8 protein-coding genes and 1 pseudogene are annotated in these 17,373 nt (G+C 65.1%); 6 read left to right on the top strand and 3 right to left on the bottom strand.

All coding sequences use genetic code 11. The annotated features are described in order from the left end of the window. Window position 1 precedes the first annotated feature (1 nt). From rbbA to PE067_RS20415, 3 genes are all read right to left on the bottom strand, one after another. A complete protein-coding gene (gene rbbA, locus PE067_RS20425; protein ID WP_276191582.1) occupies window positions 2–2,755 on the bottom strand; it encodes a ribosome-associated ATPase/putative transporter RbbA in 2,754 nt (917 codons plus the stop codon). Further along, on the bottom strand, window positions 2,752–3,816 hold the full coding sequence (locus PE067_RS20420; RefSeq protein ID WP_276191581.1) for an HlyD family efflux transporter periplasmic adaptor subunit: 1,065 nt from the start codon (window positions 3,814–3,816) through the stop codon (window positions 2,752–2,754). Before PE067_RS20420 ends, rbbA begins: the two co-directional genes overlap by 4 nt. 205 nt (window positions 3,817–4,021) lie before the next feature. Then, entirely contained in the window at window positions 4,022–6,625 is a 2,604-nt protein-coding gene (locus tag PE067_RS20415; protein WP_276191580.1) for a cation-transporting P-type ATPase, read from the bottom strand. A 383-nt stretch (window positions 6,626–7,008) separates the two neighbouring features. On the opposite strand from PE067_RS20415, the gene PE067_RS20410 reads away from it, so the two are divergent. From PE067_RS20410 to PE067_RS20385, 6 genes and pseudogenes are all read left to right on the top strand, one after another. Then, window positions 7,009–7,452, top strand: a complete 444-nt coding sequence (locus tag PE067_RS20410; protein ID WP_276191579.1) for a hypothetical protein — start codon at window positions 7,009–7,011, stop codon at window positions 7,450–7,452. Window positions 7,453–7,484: 32 nt separating this feature from the next. Next, complete coding sequence (locus PE067_RS20405) at window positions 7,485–8,480, top strand: YfcC family protein (RefSeq protein WP_276191578.1); 996 nt, start codon at window positions 7,485–7,487, stop codon at window positions 8,478–8,480. Between the two features lie 15 nt (window positions 8,481–8,495). After that, a complete protein-coding gene (locus PE067_RS20400; protein WP_276191577.1) occupies window positions 8,496–9,725 on the top strand; it encodes an arginine deiminase in 1,230 nt (409 codons plus the stop codon). A gap of 11 nt (window positions 9,726–9,736) precedes the next feature. After that, complete coding sequence (gene argF, locus PE067_RS20395) at window positions 9,737–10,738, top strand: ornithine carbamoyltransferase (protein WP_276191576.1); 1,002 nt, start codon at window positions 9,737–9,739, stop codon at window positions 10,736–10,738. A gap of 1 nt (window position 10,739) precedes the next feature. Continuing rightward, window positions 10,740–11,651 carry a carbamate kinase gene (gene arcC, locus PE067_RS20390; RefSeq protein WP_276191574.1) on the top strand — a complete coding sequence of 304 codons (912 nt, stop codon included), beginning with the start codon at window positions 10,740–10,742 and terminating at the stop codon, window positions 11,649–11,651. Between the two features lie 399 nt (window positions 11,652–12,050). Further along, a pseudogene (locus tag PE067_RS20385) lies at window positions 12,051–17,161 on the top strand (RecQ family ATP-dependent DNA helicase). Window positions 17,162–17,373 lie beyond the last annotated feature (212 nt).

The following is a 17,373-nucleotide window of genomic DNA, read 5'->3' as shown; positions in this document are numbered from 1 at the left end:
GCTACCTCTCCTGCTTCTTCAGGAAGGACACGCTCAACCCCAGGATGATCGGAACCGAGGCCGCCATCGCCAGCGTCGGCTGGATCAGTTCAACAAAGCCGAACGATTTCGAGAAGGCACCGCGGGCCGCCGTGATGAACCATGTGGCCGGATAGACCTCGCCGATGGCACGCCCGAACCCTTCCAGCGAAGATACCGGGTCGATCAGACCGGAATAGGACACCGCGGGAATCATCGTCAGCAGCGTCGTCGCGAACAAGGCTGCAACCTGGCTGGAGATGAATACCGACACCAGAAAGCCAAGCGCGGTGCTGGCCGTCACGAACACCAGCGCGGACATGGAAAAGCCGATGAAACTGCCGGTGAACGGCACCCTGAAGACGAAAACTGCCATCGCCATCATCAGCACGAAGTTCACCATGGCCAGCGCCATATATGGCAGCTGCTTGCCCAGAAGGAATTCCAGCCGCGTCACCGGGGTCACGTAGAAATTGATGATCGAACCAAGCTCTTTCTCCCGGGCCACCGACAAGGTGGTCAGGATGGCCGGGATCATCAAGAGCAGCATGGGCAGGACCGCCGGCACCATGGCGACGATGCTTTTCACATCCGGGTTGTAGCGGTAGCGGGTGACAAGCTCGAAATCGCCGGCCAGAGCGGCCGAGCCAAGCGCCTCGCGCATCTTGCGCGTGATCCAGTCGCCGTGCATTCCCTGGATATAGCCCTGCACCGTGCCGGATTGGGTCGGGTTGGCACCGTCGAACCAGGCGCCGATCTCGACCGTGCGGCCGCGCGCCACATCCGCGGCAAAGCCGGCAGGAATCTCGATCGCCAGGCTGATCTCGCCCGCCCGCATCCTTGCGTCCATGTCGTCATAGCCCTGAAGCGCGGGCCGTTCGGTGAAATAGCGCGATCCGGCAATGTCGGCGACATAGTCCCGGCTGGCAGTGGTCTGGTCACGGTCCAGAACCGCAAAGGTAAGATCCTCGACATCCATGTTGATGCCAAGGCCGATCGCCACCATCAAAAGCAGGCTGCCGACAAGCGCCATCGCCAGCCGGATCGGGTCACGCTGAAGTTGCAGGCTTTCCAGCCGCGAATAGCTGAGAAGGCGGCGCAGGCTGGATCTCCGCTGCGGGTGCGGTGGGGCAGGTGCGGCGGCGGGCGCGGCCTGATTGGCTGCTTCGGGCGCAGGGGCGGGTGGCGGTGCGGTCTTGTCGATCGCCTCTTGCAGATAGGCGACAAAGGCATCTTCCAGTGTCTCGCAGCCTTTCGAGGCCTTGATCGCCTCGGCCGTGTCGCTGATCAGCACCTCTCCGGCATGCATCAGCGAGATGCGGTCGCACCATTCCGCCTCGTTCATGAAATGGGTCGAGACGAAGATCGTCACGCCATCCTTGCGCGACAGGTCCGCCAGAATGCGCCAGAAGCCGTTGCGCGCGACCGGGTCCACACCCGAAGTCGGCTCGTCAAGGATCAGGATCTCTGGTCCGTGGATCAGGGCCACGGCCAGCGAAAGCCGCTGCCGGATCCCCGAGGGCAGCGCTTCGGGCAGCGCGTCCGCCACGTCACCAAGGTCGAACCTCTCCGCCATCTCGGCCACCCGCGCGGGGATCTTCGCCTCCTCAAGGGCGAAAAGCCGGGCGTGCAGTTCCAGGTTCTGCCGCACCGTCAGTTCCGAATAAAGCGAGAAGGCCTGGCTCATGAATCCGACCCTGCGGCGCACCGCCAGGTCGCGGGCATCGACCTCGTGGCCAAACAGCCGGGCGATGCCCTCGGTCGGCTCCAGAAGGCCGGTCAGCATCTTCATCGTCGTGGTCTTGCCGCAGCCGTTGGAGCCGAGAAAGCCGAAGATCTCGCCCTTGGCGATGCGAAAGCTGACGTCGTTGACGGCGGTGAAATCGCCGAACCTTTGGGTCAGGTGTTCGGCCTCGATGGCAATCTCGCCATCGGTTGCATCGCGCGGTGGGATCACCACCTCCTGATCGTCACCGCGATCGGCCGCCGGCAAAAGCGCGATGAAGGCGCGGTCAAGATCGGCCGCGCCGGTGCGCGCCAGAAGCTCTGCCGTCGTGCCCGTCGCCAGCACCTTGCCGGCGTTCATCGCCACCAGCCAGTCGAAACGCGCGGCCTCCTCCATATAGGCGGTGGCCGTGATCACGCTCATGTCGGGGCGCGTGGCGCGGATGCTGTCGATCAGATCCCAGAACTGGCGGCGCGACAGGGGATCGACGCCGGTCGTCGGTTCATCAAGGATCAACAGGTCCGGGTCATGGATCAGCGCGCAACAAAGGCCCAGCTTCTGCTTCATGCCACCGGAAAGCTTTGCCGCCGGACGGTCGCGGAACGGCGACATGCCGGTCGCTGTCAGCAGGTCAAGGATGCGGCGATCTCTTTCGGCCTTGTCATGGCCAAAGAGCCTGCCGAAGAACTCCAGATTCTCCTCGACCGAAAGCGTCGGGTACAGGTTCTTGCCCAGCCCCTGCGGCATATAGGCGATGCGCGGGCAGACCCGGCTCCGGTGTCCGGCGTCGCGCATGTCGCCCCCCAGCACATGCACGCCGCCGTCCTGGATCACGCGCGCCCCGGCAAGCAGCGACAGAAGGCTGGACTTTCCAACGCCGTCGGGACCGATCAGCCCCACCATCATGCCGGCGGGGATGTCCAGCGTCACCCTGTCCAGCGCAGTAACCTTGCCGTAACGCAGGATCAGGTCACTGACCGATGCGACCGGCGGCTGGTCTGCCCCGGTCATTTCACGACATTGGCAAGCGAGGCCGGCCATTCGGCATCGGGAAGCGTCTTCAGATAGGCCATGCCCGGGAGGCCGGTCTTCACATAGGCGACATAGCGGGAAAGCAGCTCTGGATCGACTTTTGCCCGAACTCTGAACATCAGCTTCTCACGCTCTTCCGCCGTCTCGACCGTCTTGGGGGTGAATTGCGCCACATCCGCCACATAGGAAACCGTCGCCGGGATCACGATACCGGGGGCTGCATCCAAGGTCAGGCGCACCTCGGACCCGATCTGAACCCGCCCCGCCTGCGATGTGGGCAGGAACACCGTCATGTAGACATCGCCCAGATCGACAAGACTCAGGATCCGGCCCCCCGAGCCGACGACCTCGCCTTCCTGTGCGACAAGATACTGGATACGACCGCTACGGGGGGCGACCAGCGTCGCATCGTCGATCGAGGCCGTGATGGAATCGATCGAGGCCTTTGCCGCATCAATCGCGGCCTCGGCGTCCACCACCTGCGCCCGGGCCGAAGTGATCCCGGCGAGAGCTGCCGCATGCGAAGCCTCGGCCGCGGCGACGCCCGCCTTTGCCTCGCGGTCCTTCGCGCGGTCGTCGTCAAGAACCTGCTGCGAGACCGCGTTCGTTTTCACCAGCTGTTCCGAACGGGCCAGCTTCTGGGCGGCGGCATCGGCCATGGCCTGCGCCTGATCCACCGCAGCCTCTGCCGCGCGCTCCTGTGCCTCGGCCTGGGCGACCATGGCCTTTGCAGTCTCGATAGCGATACTGGCCCGGCGCAGCTGTGCCTCGGCCTGGCGTTTCTGGGCGTTGAGCTGGACGACATCCATCTGCACAAGCACATCGCCCGCATTGACGACCTGACCTTCGGCCGCCGCAATGTCGGCGATACGCCCGCCGGTCAGCGCGGCGATGTCGATCTCGGTCGCCTCGATCCGGCCATTCGCGCCCACGATGCCCTCAGGCAGCGCCGGCGTGTCCAGCTTGGTCCAGGCAAAATAGGCCGCAACCGCCGCGACCACCAGAATGGTCGGAACAAGGTATTTCGGTTTCTGTTTCACGCCTGCCCTCACTTGCTGCGCCGCGGCATCCTTGAATGCCGATGTTATTCGTGGGGAATCGTCAATACAAGCGCAGCCCCACGCTTCACCCTCCGGGCATCGCTTTTTCGGGGTGACGCGGTGGCGCCGCGAAGTGTAGGCACCAGATACGGCACGGAAATGACAATCCGTCCGGCCTCTCCGCAGTCCTTGGCCTGCGGCCCGATCATCGCGTTAACCCCAGCCTGATCTGCTTCTCGATCTCGATCAGGGCAAAGAACGCAGCGCCGATTCCGACGATCAGCAGGCCGTCGGCCAGCGGTACGGGTTCAGTCCCGAGCACGGCCTGCAAGGGCGGCAAGTAGGTGACGGCGAATTGCGCGGCGGTGATGATGATGACGACAGCCCAGACCACGCGCGTGCCCTTGACCGCATCCCATGTCAGCGAGGTGCCGTGGATGTTGCGGATGAAGAACAGGTGGAAGATCTCCAGCACCACCAGCGTGTTCATCGCAATTGTCTGCGCCAGCGCCAAGGAATAGCCTTGGTCCAGCGCGTAGGTGAACATCCCGAAGGCCGCCGCCAGGAACAGTGCCGCCACCAGCACCACATGCCACACCAGCCCCCCCGACAGGATCGGTGTGGCGCGCGGGCGCGGGGGGCGCGACATGGTGACCGCCTCGGTCGGCTCGAACGCCGTGGCAAAGCCCAAGGTGATGCTGGTAATCAGGTTGATCCACAGGATCTGCACCGGTGTCAGCGGCAGCGCCATGCCGGCGACAAGCGCCACGATAACCACCAGCGCCTCGCCCGCGTTGGTGGGCAGGGTCCAGCTGATGACCTTCTTGAGGTTGTCATAGACCGTGCGCCCCTCGCGCACCGCCGCCGCGATCGAGGCGAAATTGTCATCCGCCAGCACCATGTCGGCGGCCTCTTTCGCCGCTTCCGAGCCCTTCAGCCCCATGGCGATGCCCGCATCGGCGCGCTTGAGCGCGGGCGCGTCGTTGACGCCGTCGCCGGTCATGGCGACGGTCAGGCCGTTGGCCTGCAACGCGGTGACAAGGCGAAGCTTGTCCTCGGGGCTGGTGCGGGCAAAGACATCGACGCCCGCGACCTCCAGCGCCAGTTGCGCATCGTCCAGTTTGTCCAGGTCGGCGCCGGTCAGCACACGGGCGTGGTTCACCAGCCCGATCTGGGCTGCGATGGCGGCAGCGGTGCCGGCGTGGTCGCCGGTGATCATCTTGACCCGGATCCCGGCGGCCCGGCATTCCGCTACGGCGGCGATCGCCTCGGGGCGGGGCGGGTCGATCAGGCCGACCAGCCCCAGAAAGCTCAGGCCGCCCTCCAGCGCGGGGGCGTCGATCCGGCCGGTGGTCTCGGCGCGTTCAGCCAGCGCCAGCACACGCAGGCCGCGCCGGGCCATCGCCTCGGCACGGTCGTGCCATGCCTGCAGGTCCAGCCCCGCACACATGCGCAACACCCGTTCCGGCGCGCCCTTGACATGGGTGATGCGGCCCTTGGGCCCATCGGTCAGCACCGCCATGAAGCGGTGGCGGCTGTCGAAGGGGATCGCGTCAAGCCGGGCGCGGGGCGTGTCTTGCATGATCTTGCCGGCGAAAACCAGCAGCGCCCCCTCCATTGGGTCGCCCTCGATGAGCCATTGCCCGCCCTTTTCGACCAGCGCCGCATCGTTGCAAAGCGCCGCCGCACGGGCGAGGGGGCGCAGGTCCCCCGGCGGGTCGATCCGACCCTCGGGCGCGTAACCCTCACCCGAGACCTGAAAGACCCCCTCGGCGGTTTCGGCCGTCACCACCACCATCTCGTTGCGGGTCAGGGTGCCGGTCTTGTCGGTGCAGATGACCGAGACCGAGCCAATCGCCTCGATTGCGGGCAGGTGGCGCACGATGGCATTGCGCCGGGCCATGGCCTGCACGCCGATGGCCAGCGTGATCGTCATCACCGCCGGCAGGCCCTCGGGGATTGCCGACACAGCGATGGCGACCACGGTCATGAACAGGTCCGGGAACGGCTCGTGGCCGACGAAATGGCCCCGGGCCAGCAGCAGCGCCGAGGCCAGCAGGATCAGGAACGACAGCCAGCGCGCGAAGTGGTCCATCTGCGCGACCAGCGGCGTGGTCAGTTGCTCGACCCCTGCCAGCAGGCCGCCGATGCGCCCGATCTCGGTGCTGGAGCCCGTGGCCGCCACCAGCCCCCGCGCGGTTCCCTGCGTCACCAGCGTGCCCGACCACAGCATTGATCTGCGGTCGCCCAGCGGGGCTGCGGCGGCAACCGGATCGGGCGTCTTTTCCACCGCGACGGATTCGCCGGTCAGTATCGCCTCCTGCGCGGCCAGCCCGCGGGCCTCGATCAGCCGCAGGTCGGCGGGAACCTTGTCGCCGGCCTCCAGCAGCACGATGTCGCCGGGAACAAGGCTGGCCCCGTCGACCGACTGGCGCTGCCCGTCGCGCAGGACGGCCGCGCGCGGTGCCAGCATGCCGCGGATCGCGGCCATGGCGGTTTCGGCCTTGCCCTCCGGATCGAAGCCGATCACGGCGTTGGCCAGAACCACGGCAAGGATGACGCCAGTATCGATCCAGTGGTTCAGGAACGCCGTCACCACCGCCGCTGCCAGCAGGACCTGGATCAGCACGTTGTTGAACTGGGCCAGAAACCGCAAAAGTGGCCCCCGCGACTTTGCTTCGGGCAGGCGGTTCGGGCCGTGGGCGGCGAGCCGTTCTTCCGCCTCGGACGTGGTCAGGCCCGCGAGGCGGGCTTCCAGATCGGCAAGGCAATCGGCTGCGGGGCGGGAATGTGGGTCGGAAACCCGCATCAGCATGCCTTCTGCTGGCTATCAATGGCCGCGCTGACGAGGATGCCTGTCTTTGGCCCTCCTACGACATTCATCCCTTCGTAGCCGCTCGTCATTTCCTGTCGCTTCCTCATGTTTTGGCCCCACGCGCCGGCGACCGCACGCGGGTTGCGGCGGGAACAGTGTCGGGGAGTCGCGCCGGCTTGATCTGCATCATGGACCGGTGCAATCGCCCGTGCTTTCAAGCGCAAAAGCCCAGTCAGGCAGAGCAATCGATCAGCATTGAGGACTTGACCATCTCAAATTGTCTGCTGCCTCAGCATCGAGCAATTTGATTTGGCGTCAAGCCTCGATAGCTTTGGGTTGAGATTTGCACATCGGAGTTAACCGTAGGGAGACCAGCCATGACAGATCAGAACGCGCCAAGCGGCGATCCGGGCGCATCGGAAAGCGATCCCGCCCATGGTCTCGCATCCCGTTTTCCGACTGCCTACACGATCCTTTTCCTGCTGATCATCTTTGTCGCCGCGCTGACCTGGATCATCCCCGCAGGCCAGTATGACCGCGTGATGAACGAGGAAATCGGCCGTGAAGTGGCCGTGGCAGGCACTTTCAAGACGGTCGAGGCGAATCCGCAGGGCTTTGTCGAGGTGATGCTGGCACCCGTCGCGGGTTTCTATGACCCCGACAGCTATGAGGCGAACGCCATCGATGTGGCACTTTTCGTGCTGTTCCTTGGCGGCTTTCTTGGCGTGGTCAATGCGACCGGCGCGATCGACACAGGGATCAAGACGGCGATGACCGCGATGAAGGGGCGCGAGATCTGGATGATCCCGATCCTGATGTAACGCTGTTTGCGCTTGGCGGCACGACCTATGGTATGGCCGAGGAGACGCTGGCCTTTTACGCGATCCTTATCCCGGTGATGATCGCCGCGGGCTATGATGCGGTGACGGGGGTGGCCACGATCCTGATCGGTGCGGGTATTGGCGTGCTGGGTTCCACCATCAACCCGTTTGCCACTGTCATCGCGGCCAATGCGGCGGGCATTCCCTTTACCGAAGGCATGATCCTTCGCGTCGTGATCCTGCTGGGCGGGCTGGTGATCTGTGCGGCCTATGTCATGCGCTATGCGCATCGGATCAAGACCGATCCGTCCCGCTCGATCGTGGCGGGCCAGGCCGATGCGCATCGCAGGCTGTTCCTGCACGCGGGGTTCGGCAATATGGAAGATGCCACCCTGACAGGCACACAGAAGGTCGTCCTCATCATCTTTGCGCTGACCTTTGCGGCGATGATCTGGGGCGTCTCCAGCCAGGGCTGGTGGATGGACAAGATGGGTGCGCTGTTCTTCGGATCGGCCATCGTCATCGGTTTGGTGGGACGGCTGGGCGAAAAAAAGCTGACCGGCAGCTTCGTCGATGGCGCGCGCGATCTTCTGGGCGTCGCTCTGGTGGTCGGTCTTGCCCGCGGTATCGTGGTGATCATGGACAACGGGCTGATCGCCGACACGATCCTGGACGGTGCGGAACAGTCGCTGGGCGGCCTTGGCGATCTGGCCTTCATCAACCTGATGTTCTGGATCGAGGTCGGGATGAGTTTCTTCGTGCCGTCCTCTTCGGGGCTAGCGGTGCTGTCGATGCCGATCATGGCGCCGCTTGCCGATTTCGCCGGTGTCGGGCGCGACCTGGTGGTCACGGCCTTCCAGTCTGCCAACGGGCTGGTGAACCTGATCAACCCGACCTTCGCGGTCGTAGTCGGCGGCCTTGCCATCGCGCATGTGTCCTACATCCGCTGGTTGGCCTTCATCTGGCCGCTGATGCTGATCCTGCTGGTCTTCATCACGGCGGCTCTCACTGTCGCCGCACTTCTGTAAGGAAAGGTAGAAACCGTGTCCGATCAAACGCTTGGAGTTCACTCTGAAACCGGCAAGCTGCGTCAGGTCATCGTATGCCGGCCCGGCCTTGCTCACCGCCGGCTGACGCCCGACAATTGCCAGGAACTGCTGTTCGACGATGTGTTCTGGGTCAAGCAGGCGCAGAAGGACCATGACGTCTTCGCATCCGTCATGCGCGACGAGGGCGTCGAGGTGCTGGACGTGAACGACCTGCTGGCCGAGACGCTGGACCTGGCCGAGGGGCGCAAGTATGTGCTGGACCACCGCATCAACCGCGATCAGGTCGGCGTCGGCATGCTGGCCGAACTGCGGGCTTGGATGGAGGAGCTGCCCGGCGCGAAGCTGGCGGAATACCTGCTGGGCGGGCTGGCGACCGGCGATCTGCCGTTCAAGCCCAGCGGGTTGTTCGGGGCCTATCTTGGCCATCAGGGCCTGATCCTGCCGCCGCTGCCCAACGCGCTTTTCACCCGCGACAACTCGGCCTGGATCTATGGCGGGGTCTCGGTCAACCCGATGCACTGGCCGGCCCGGCGCCCCGAGACGCTGCTGAACACCGCGATCTACAAGTTCCACCCCAAGTTCGCCGGCAAGGCCGAGATCTACTTCGGCGATCCCGGCGTGGGTCACGGGCTGGCGACCGTCGAAGGCGGCGACATCATGCCGGTCGGCAATGGTACGGTGCTGGTCGGCATGGGCGAGCGGTCTTCACCGCAGGGCATCCGGGCAACTGGCGATCGCGCTGTTCGAAAAGGGCGCCGCCCAGCGGGTTCTGGCCTTTGCCATCCCGAAATCGCGCGCCGCGATGCACCTGGACACGATCTTTACCTCTGCGGCGGCAACGTGGTCACGACCTTTCGCGAAGTGGCCGAGGAACTGGTCTGCTATGACCTGCGCCCCGGCAAGGGCGGGGCGGCGATAGAGTTCCGCCACGATCCGCGCCCGATCTTCGAGATCGTGGCCGAGGTCCTGGGCTACAAGTCGCTGGAACTGGTCGCGACCGGCGGCAACACCGAGGAGGAACGCAAGCGCGAACAGTGGAATGACGGCAACAACGTGCTCTGCCTGCGTCCGGGCGTGGTCATCGGCTATGACCGCAACGACGACACCAACGCGGCGCTGAAGGCCGCCGGCATCGATGTACGCGCCATTCCGGGCGCCGAGCTGGGCCGCGGCCGCGGCGGCAGCCACTGCATGTCCTGCCCCACCATCCGCGACGCCGTCTGAGGAGGCACCGAATGTCGTTCAACCTGAAAAACCGCCATTTCCTGACCCTCCGCGATTTCACCCTGGCAGAGATCGGTTTCCTTCTGAAGCTTTCGGCCGATCTGAAGACGGCGAAATACGCCGGAACCGAAGTGCCGAAGCTGAAGGGCAAGGAGATCGCGCTGATCTTCGAGAAGGACAGCACCCGCACCCGCGTGGGCTTCGAGGTGGCGGCGCATGACCAAGGCGCGACCGTGACCTATCTGGGGCCGTCCGGCAACCACATGGGCCACAAGGAAACCGTCAAGGACACCGCCCGCGTGCTGGGCCGCATCTACGACGCGATCGAATACCGCGGCTTCGGGCAGGAAGTGGTGCAGACGCTGGCCGACTGGTCCGGCGTGCCGGTCTACAACGGGCTGACGGACGAGTTCCACCCGACCCAGATCCTCGCCGATTTCCTGACCATGCAGGAACATGCCGAAAAGCCGCTGCGTCAGGTGTCCTATTGCTTCCTTGGCGATGCCCGCAACAACATGGGCGACAGCCTGCTGATCGGCGGCGCCAAGATGGGCATGGACGTGCGGCTTTGCGCGCCAAAGACGCTGTGGCCGACGGCCGAGATTCAGGACTATGCAAATGCCGTCGCCAAGGACACCGGGGCGCGGATCACGCTGACCGATTCCGTCGACGAGGGCGTGAAAGGGGTGGATTTCGTCTATACTGACGTGTGGCTCTCGATGGGCGAGGCCAAGGAGAAATGGGCTGACCGCATCAAGCTGCTGATGCCCTATCAGGTCAACGCCGAGGTGATGAAAAAAACCGGCAACCCGCGCGCCCGATTCATGCATTGCCTGCCTGCCTTCCACAACACCGAAACCACCGTCGGCCAGCAGATCAAGGACGAGTTCGGGCTCGACTGCATGGAAGTGACCGAGGAGGTCTTTGAAAGCCCGGCCTCGATCGTCTTCGACCAGGCCGAGAACCGGCTGCACACGATCAAGGCGGTTCTGGTCGCCACGCTGGGGGGCTGAAATGCTTGTGGTGTCAGCACTTGGCGGCAACGCCCTGTTGCGGCGGGGCGAGCCGCTGACGGCCGAAAACCAGCGGGCCAACGTGCGCGAGGCCGCGCGCGCGCTGGCGCGCATCGTTCAGGCCGGGCACCGGCTGGTCATCACCCACGGCAACGGCCCGCAGGTCGGGCTGCTGGCGCTGCAGGGCGCGGCCTACAAGCCGGACGAGGCCTATCCGCTGGATGTGCTGGGGGCCGAGACCGGCGGCATGATCGGCTACATGATCGAGCAGGAGCTGGAAAATGCGCTGGACCACAGTCGGCCGGTGGCCACGCTGCTGACCCAGGTGATCGTGGACGGGACTGACCCGGCTTTCGGCAAGCCCACCAAGTTCATCGGCCCGGTCTACGAACGTGAAGAAGCCGAGGCCCGCGCCAGGGCCGCCGGCTGGTCCATTGCGCCCGATGGCGACAAGTGGCGCCGCGTCGTGCCCTCGCCGGTACCGAAAGAAGTCCCCGACATACGCGTGCTGCAGCTTCTGCTGGAGCGGGACGTGATCGTAATCTGCACCGGCGGAGGCGGCATTCCGGTGCTGCGGCAGCGCGATGGCAGCATGACCGGGATCGAGGCGGTGATCGACAAGGATGCCGCCAGTGCTCTTCTGGCATGCCAACTCGGAGCAGATGCCCTCTTGTTGCTGACCGACGTGGATGCCGTCTATCGCGATTTCGGCACCCCGACCGAAGCAGTGATCGCCTCGCTGACCCCCGACGAGGCGCGCGCACTCGATCTTCCTGCCGGGTCGATGGGACCGAAAATGACCGCCGCCGCAGACTTTGCCGACCAAGGCGGGCTGGCCGGGGTCGGGCGGCTCGATCAGGCGGTAGAGATCCTGGAACGGCGCGCGGGCACCCGTGTCCGGAACGGAGATTGAGATTCAAGGAAGGTTTGGCTTTGCGGCAACGAGAAAGGACCAACGGTGAGTCGGACTGATGTGGTCCCGTTTATCTCTGAACAGGTTGCAGGCGTTTGGTAAGTGATTTTCCGCCTCCATTTTGCCGCTGCCGCTTCGGGTCCGGCGGGGCTCCTCGTCGCATTCCGACCTTACCAGATCACACCGGAACGTGCAGGTTTTCCAGACGTTCCGAAACTACTCTCTATGCAATGGATCGCATCGGAGCCTGACCGAAAGTAGCCCGAACAGAAAGCACGCAACGATGCAGGCCCTTCAAGTCGCTGGTCCGGGGCGCAGATCGATCTACGGCATTGCTTCCTTGGGCAACAGGGTTATCAATGGCTTGCGCCTTCATCTTCGCCCTTGGATTTCGGATAGCTGAGCTTCGACCCCACCCTGTTCCTGTCGCGTTGTGTTTCGGTCGATCTCGAGGTTGATCCGAAGTCTGCGCGGCTTTTTGCCTTTGCGGCGGTCTCGGGGCGAGGCGGGGCTGGCTCACAAAGGGGCCGCGCTTGAACCTGCGCTGGACCGGCTGGAGGCGTTCTGCGAGGGCGCGGTTCATCTTGTCGGTCACAACATCCTGCGCCACGACCTGCCGCATCTGGTGGCGAACCGGGCGCGGCTGGCGGGGCTAGGGGCTGCGCCGATCGATACGCTCTGGCTGAACCCGTTGGCCTTTCCTCGCAATCCCTACCACCATCTGGTCAAGCACTATCAGGACGGACGGCTGCAGGTCGGGCATGTGAATGACCCCGAACAGGATGCGCGGCTGGCGCTGCAGGTGCTGTCCGACCAGATCGCGGCCTTCACCCGGCTGGGGCGGGAGGCGCCCGATGCGGTGCTTGCCTATCACTCATCTGACAACGCGGGGCGAGGCAGCGGGCGGGTTCGACGCGCTGTTCCAGTTTCTGCGGGGCCCGCCGCCTGGTGAGGCCGCAGCCCATGCCGCCATCCGCCGACTGTTGGATGGCCGAGCCTGCAATCACCGGCTGGACCAGACCCTTGGCCATCTCTCCGATCCGCGCAACGGCTGGCCGATGGCCTATGCGCTGTCCTGGATTTCGGTGGCGGGTGGGGACTCGGTCATGCCACCCTGGGTGCGGCTGCAGTTTCCGCAGGCAGGGCGGATCGTGCGGCACCTTCGCGACACCAATTGCGGCGATCCGGCTTGCGGTTGGTGCGCCGAGAAGAACAACCCGAATGCTGCGCTGGAGCGGTGGTTCGGCTTTCCGTCCTTCCGCCCGCAGCCGGTGGACGACATGGGCCGCTCCTTGCAGGAACGCATCGTGGCCGAGGCGATGGCTGGCAAATCCGTGCTGGGCATCCTGCCGACCGGCACGGGCAAATCGGTCTGCTACCAGATCCCGGCGCTGTCGCGGTTCGACAAGACCGGGGCGCTGACGGTGGTGATCTCGCCGCTTGTGGCGCTGATGGCGGATCAGGTGCAGGGGCTGGCGCGGGCAGGGATTTCCAGTGCGGTGACGGTGAACGGCATGCTGTCATTGCCCGAACGGCATGACGCGCTGGAAAAGGTGCGGATGGGCGAAGCGGCGATGCTCTTGATCTCGCCAGAACAGTTGCGCTCGCCGTCCATCCGCACGGTCCTGCAACAGCGCGAGGTCGGGCTTTGGGTGCTGGACGAGGCGCATTGCATCAGCAAATGGGGCCACGATTTCCGGCCCGATTACCGCTATGTCAGCCGCTTCATCAAGGAGTTCTCGGGCGACAGCCCTGCGCCGGTCTTGTGCCTGACAGCCACCGCCAAGCCCGAGGTGGTGCGCGACATCCGCGACCATTTCCAGACCCGTCTGGGGGTGAATCTGATGTTGCTGGATGGCGGGGCGGTGCGCACCAACCTGTCCTTCGCCGTGCTGCCCACGCAGAAGGCCACCAAGCTGACCGACATCCTGTCCGCCATTGAGGCGAATCTGCCGCCTGAAGGCGCCTCGGGCGCTGTGGTCTATTGCGCCACGCGGGGCGCGACGGAAAAGGTGGCGGAATTCCTGAAAGGGCAGGGGCTGGCGGCGGACTTCTTCCACGCTGGCCTGGCGCCCGACCGCAAGCGCGATGTGCAGGAGGCGTTTCGCACCGGCCAGTTGCGGGTGATCGCCGCGACCAACGCCTTTGGCATGGGCATCGACAAGCCCGATATCCGGCTGGTCGTGCATGGCGACATTCCGGGATCCTTGGAGAACTACCTGCAAGAGGCAGGCCGCGCGGGGCGGGATCGTGGCCCAGCCAATTGCGTGCTGCTGTTCAGCCTCGAAGATGTGGAGCGGCAATTCTCGCTGTCCGCCCGCTCGCGGCTGGCGCGGCATGAGATTGGTGCAATCCTGAAGGCGCTGCGGCGGATGGAAAAGCACAAGTCCGGCGAGGTGATCGCCACGCCCGGCGAAATCGTGTGCGAGGAAAAGGATCAGGAGTTCGAGCGCGACAAGACCACCGACGACACCCGCGTGAAAACCGCCGTCGCCTGGCTCGAGGAGGCGACGCTGCTCAGCCGCGAGGAAAACCGGGTGCAGGTGTTCCCGTCGTCGCTGCGCATCCGGTCGGTCGATGAGGCGGCGGCGATCCTGGACCGGGCGCAGATTACCGGAAGGCGGCGAAAGCAGCTTCTGGACCTTGTGCGCCATGTGATGAATGCGCCCATCGACGCAGGGGTTTCCACCGATGATCTGACTGGGGCGTGCGGGCTGACGGGTCGGGATCTGCAGCGGGCTTTTGCTGATCTCGAGACGCTGGGCGTTGCCAGCAATGACACGGCTGTCACGGTCTATGTACATCTGGGCGTAGAGGATGCCTCGGCCCGCCGTCTGGATCACGCGGCCCGGATGGAAGCCGACTTGATCGCCCTGATGCAAGAGGCCGTGCCGGATGCCGAAGGGGTCGAGGCGCAACCCTTGAACCTGACCGAAACCTGCCAAGCCCTGCGCGACAAGGGTCACGCGCAGGTGCGCCCCGATCTTGTGGAAGCGATCCTGCGCGGCATGGCGCGGGATGGCCGCGATCAGGACGGCGGACGCGGCAACCTGACTCTGCGCAAGGTCAGTCGGAACACGATCTTCGTGCGGTTGGAACGCTCTTGGCCTGTGGTTGCCCGCACCGCTGATCTGCGGCGGCAGGGCGCGCGGGCGCTCTTGGCCCATCTCACCGGAAAAGTGGCCAAAGGCACGCGAGGCAAGGACATTCAGGTCGAAACCACCCTTGGCGCGATGCTGGATGCGCTGAACGGTGATGCGCTGTTGCGGGCCGAGGTCAAGGACATGACCCGCCTGATGGACCGCGCGCTTCTGTGGCTGCACGAACAGCAGGTCGCCAATCTGGGCCGGGGCCTGACGGTGTTCCGCCCGGCGATCACGGTCCATCTGAACCCTAAGGGTGGCCCCTTCACCGTGCAGCACTTCGCGCCCCTGGAAGAGCACTATGGCGAGACAACGATCCAGACCCATGTGATGGCCGCCTATGCCGAAAAGGGGCTGGAGGCGATGGACCAGGCCCAGCGCCTTTCCGAGGATTACTTCGTGCTGGACCGCGACGCTTTCCTGCGCCGCTGGCTGCCAGGGCGCGGCACGGAAATCCGGCGGCAGACCACCGGCACCTCTTGGCGGGCTATTGTCGATGCGCTCGACAACCCCGTCCAGGCCGAGATCGTGCGCGATGACCGCGAACAGACCAACGTGCTGGTGCTGGCGGGGCCAGGATCGGGCAAGACGCGCGTGCTTGTGCACCGCATCGCCTATCTCATCCGCGTGAAGCGCGAAGACCCGCGCGGTATACTGGTTCTGACCTACAATCGCCACGCCGCGGCCGAGATTCGCGAACGTCTGCGCCGTCTGATCGGGGATGATGCAGCGGGGGTGATGGTGTCGACCTGCCACGCGCTGGCGATGCGGCTGATGGGGGCGAGCTTTGCAGGCGATCACGACGGTCCGCGCGACTTTGACGGCATTGTCATGCAGGCCGTGGCCCTGCTGCGCGGGGATGGTCTGACCAAGGCGGAGGCCGAGGCGCTGCGCGAAACGCTCATCCAGGGCTATCGCTGGCTTCTGGTCGATGAATACCAAGACATCGGCCCCGAGGAATATGCCCTGATCGGCGCAGTGGCCGGGCGGTCGCTGGAGGATGACCTGCGCATCAGCCTCTTTGCCGTGGGTGACGATGACCAGAACATCTACGCCTTCGCCGGGGCCAGCATCGACTTCATCCGGCGCTTCGATGCGGATTATGCCGCGAAACCCGTCTGGCTGACGGAAAACTACCGCTCCACCGCCCATATCATCGCAGCGGCCAATGCCGTGATTGCCCCGGCCGCCGGGCGGATGAAGGCGGGCCACGACATCACGATGAACCGCGCCCGCGCCAAGGCGTTGCCGGGGGGCGACTGGGCGGCGCTGGACCCGGTGGCGCAGGGGCGTGTCACTCTTCTGGAGGCGGGGGGCGATGCCGCGCAGGCAATTGCCGCGCTGGACGAACTGCTGCGCCTGTCACGGCTGGCCCCCGAATGGTCGTGGCGGCGCTGTGCGGTGATTGCCCGCGACTGGCGCCGGCTGGAGCCCGTGCGCGCCTATGCGGAAGCCTTGGGCATTCCCATCGACATGGCCAATGAAACTCTGCCGAGTCTGTGGCGACTACGCGAGATGCAAGGCTTCATTCGCGCCCTGCTGTTGGATCGGACGCGTCTGCTGACCATACCTGATCTGGTCGCCGTCCTGAACGCCCAGCCGCAATCGCGTTGGACTGACCTGATCGGCGAAGGTATCGGCACCTTGGCGCGTGAACTGGTCGAGAAGGCTGCCCCGGTGCCTGACCTCGTGCAGTGGTTCGGCGAATGGGCACGGGATGCTCGTGGCGAACAGCGGGGCCTTCTTCTGATGACCGCCCACCGCGCCAAAGGGCTGGAGTTCGATCATGTTGCGATCCTGAACGGCGGCTGGGATCGCCCCTCGCGCGGCGAGGATGCCGATGCCCCCCGCCGCCTGTTCTATGTTGCCATGACGCGGGCGCGGTCGACCCTGACCGTGCTGACCGACGGCCCCCATGCCTTTGTTCGCCCTGACGATGCGGTGCTTGCCCGCCGCGTCACCCCCGACACCACAGCCCTGCCGCGGGGCCGCCTGCGCTATGTGCCGCCAGACCCGAAGCTGGTGGACCTGTCCTTTGCCGGGCGTCGTCGGGCAGGTGATCCGGCGCTGGCCGCCATCGCCGCCGCGCGCCCTGGTGACCTCGTCCATCTTCTCCGCGACGGCGACCGCTGGCGGATCGAGAACGCCCAAGGCCAAACGCTTGCCCGCCTCGCCCGCGCCTTTGCCCCACCTGAAGGCACCACCTTCCTCCGCGGCGAGGTCGCTGCCATACTGACCTGGCGGCGCGAGGATGGCGACGAGGACTATCACCACCTGCTCCGCCGTGACGAGTGGGAAGTGGTCCTGCCGGAACTGGTGTTCGCAGCGGGGGCGGAAGCAGTCAATGTGGATCAGAAGGGTAGCTGATGTTCGTGATCAGGCGTGGCCTTGGCCTATCCATCACGGATCGAAAAGGGTGGATTCCGCTGGATGGATTCTGGCCAAGGTGGCTTCCCCGGAAGTGGATCTCCCGGCTTCCCCGAAAGAATCCAGCACGCCAAGGTCGTGATTCCACAAGCCTTTGATAATGAGTCGCTTTTTGCAGGATCGACGGGCCGGTGGCTTCCGGGTGGATTCCC

The sequence above is a fragment of the Paracoccus sp. DMF-8 genome, from assembly GCF_029309835.1.
In the GTDB taxonomy this organism is placed as follows: domain Bacteria; phylum Pseudomonadota; class Alphaproteobacteria; order Rhodobacterales; family Rhodobacteraceae; genus Paracoccus.
This window is presented reverse-complemented; position numbering and strand designations above follow the sequence as displayed.

Bases quoted from the DNA above. Each gene is read 5' to 3' on its own strand.
- rbbA (WP_276191582.1), bottom strand. From the start codon at position 2,755: ATGACCGGGGCAGACCAGCCGCCGGTCGCATCGGTCAGTGACCTGATC.
- PE067_RS20415 (WP_276191580.1), bottom strand. From the start codon at position 6,625: ATGCGGGTTTCCGACCCACATTCCCGCCCCGCAGCCGATTGCCTTGCC.
- PE067_RS20410 (WP_276191579.1), top strand. From the start codon at position 7,009: ATGACAGATCAGAACGCGCCAAGCGGCGATCCGGGCGCATCGGAAAGC.
- PE067_RS20405 (WP_276191578.1), top strand. From the start codon at position 7,485: ATGGCCGAGGAGACGCTGGCCTTTTACGCGATCCTTATCCCGGTGATG.
- argF (WP_276191576.1), top strand. From the start codon at position 9,737: ATGTCGTTCAACCTGAAAAACCGCCATTTCCTGACCCTCCGCGATTTC.
- arcC (WP_276191574.1), top strand. From the start codon at position 10,740: ATGCTTGTGGTGTCAGCACTTGGCGGCAACGCCCTGTTGCGGCGGGGC.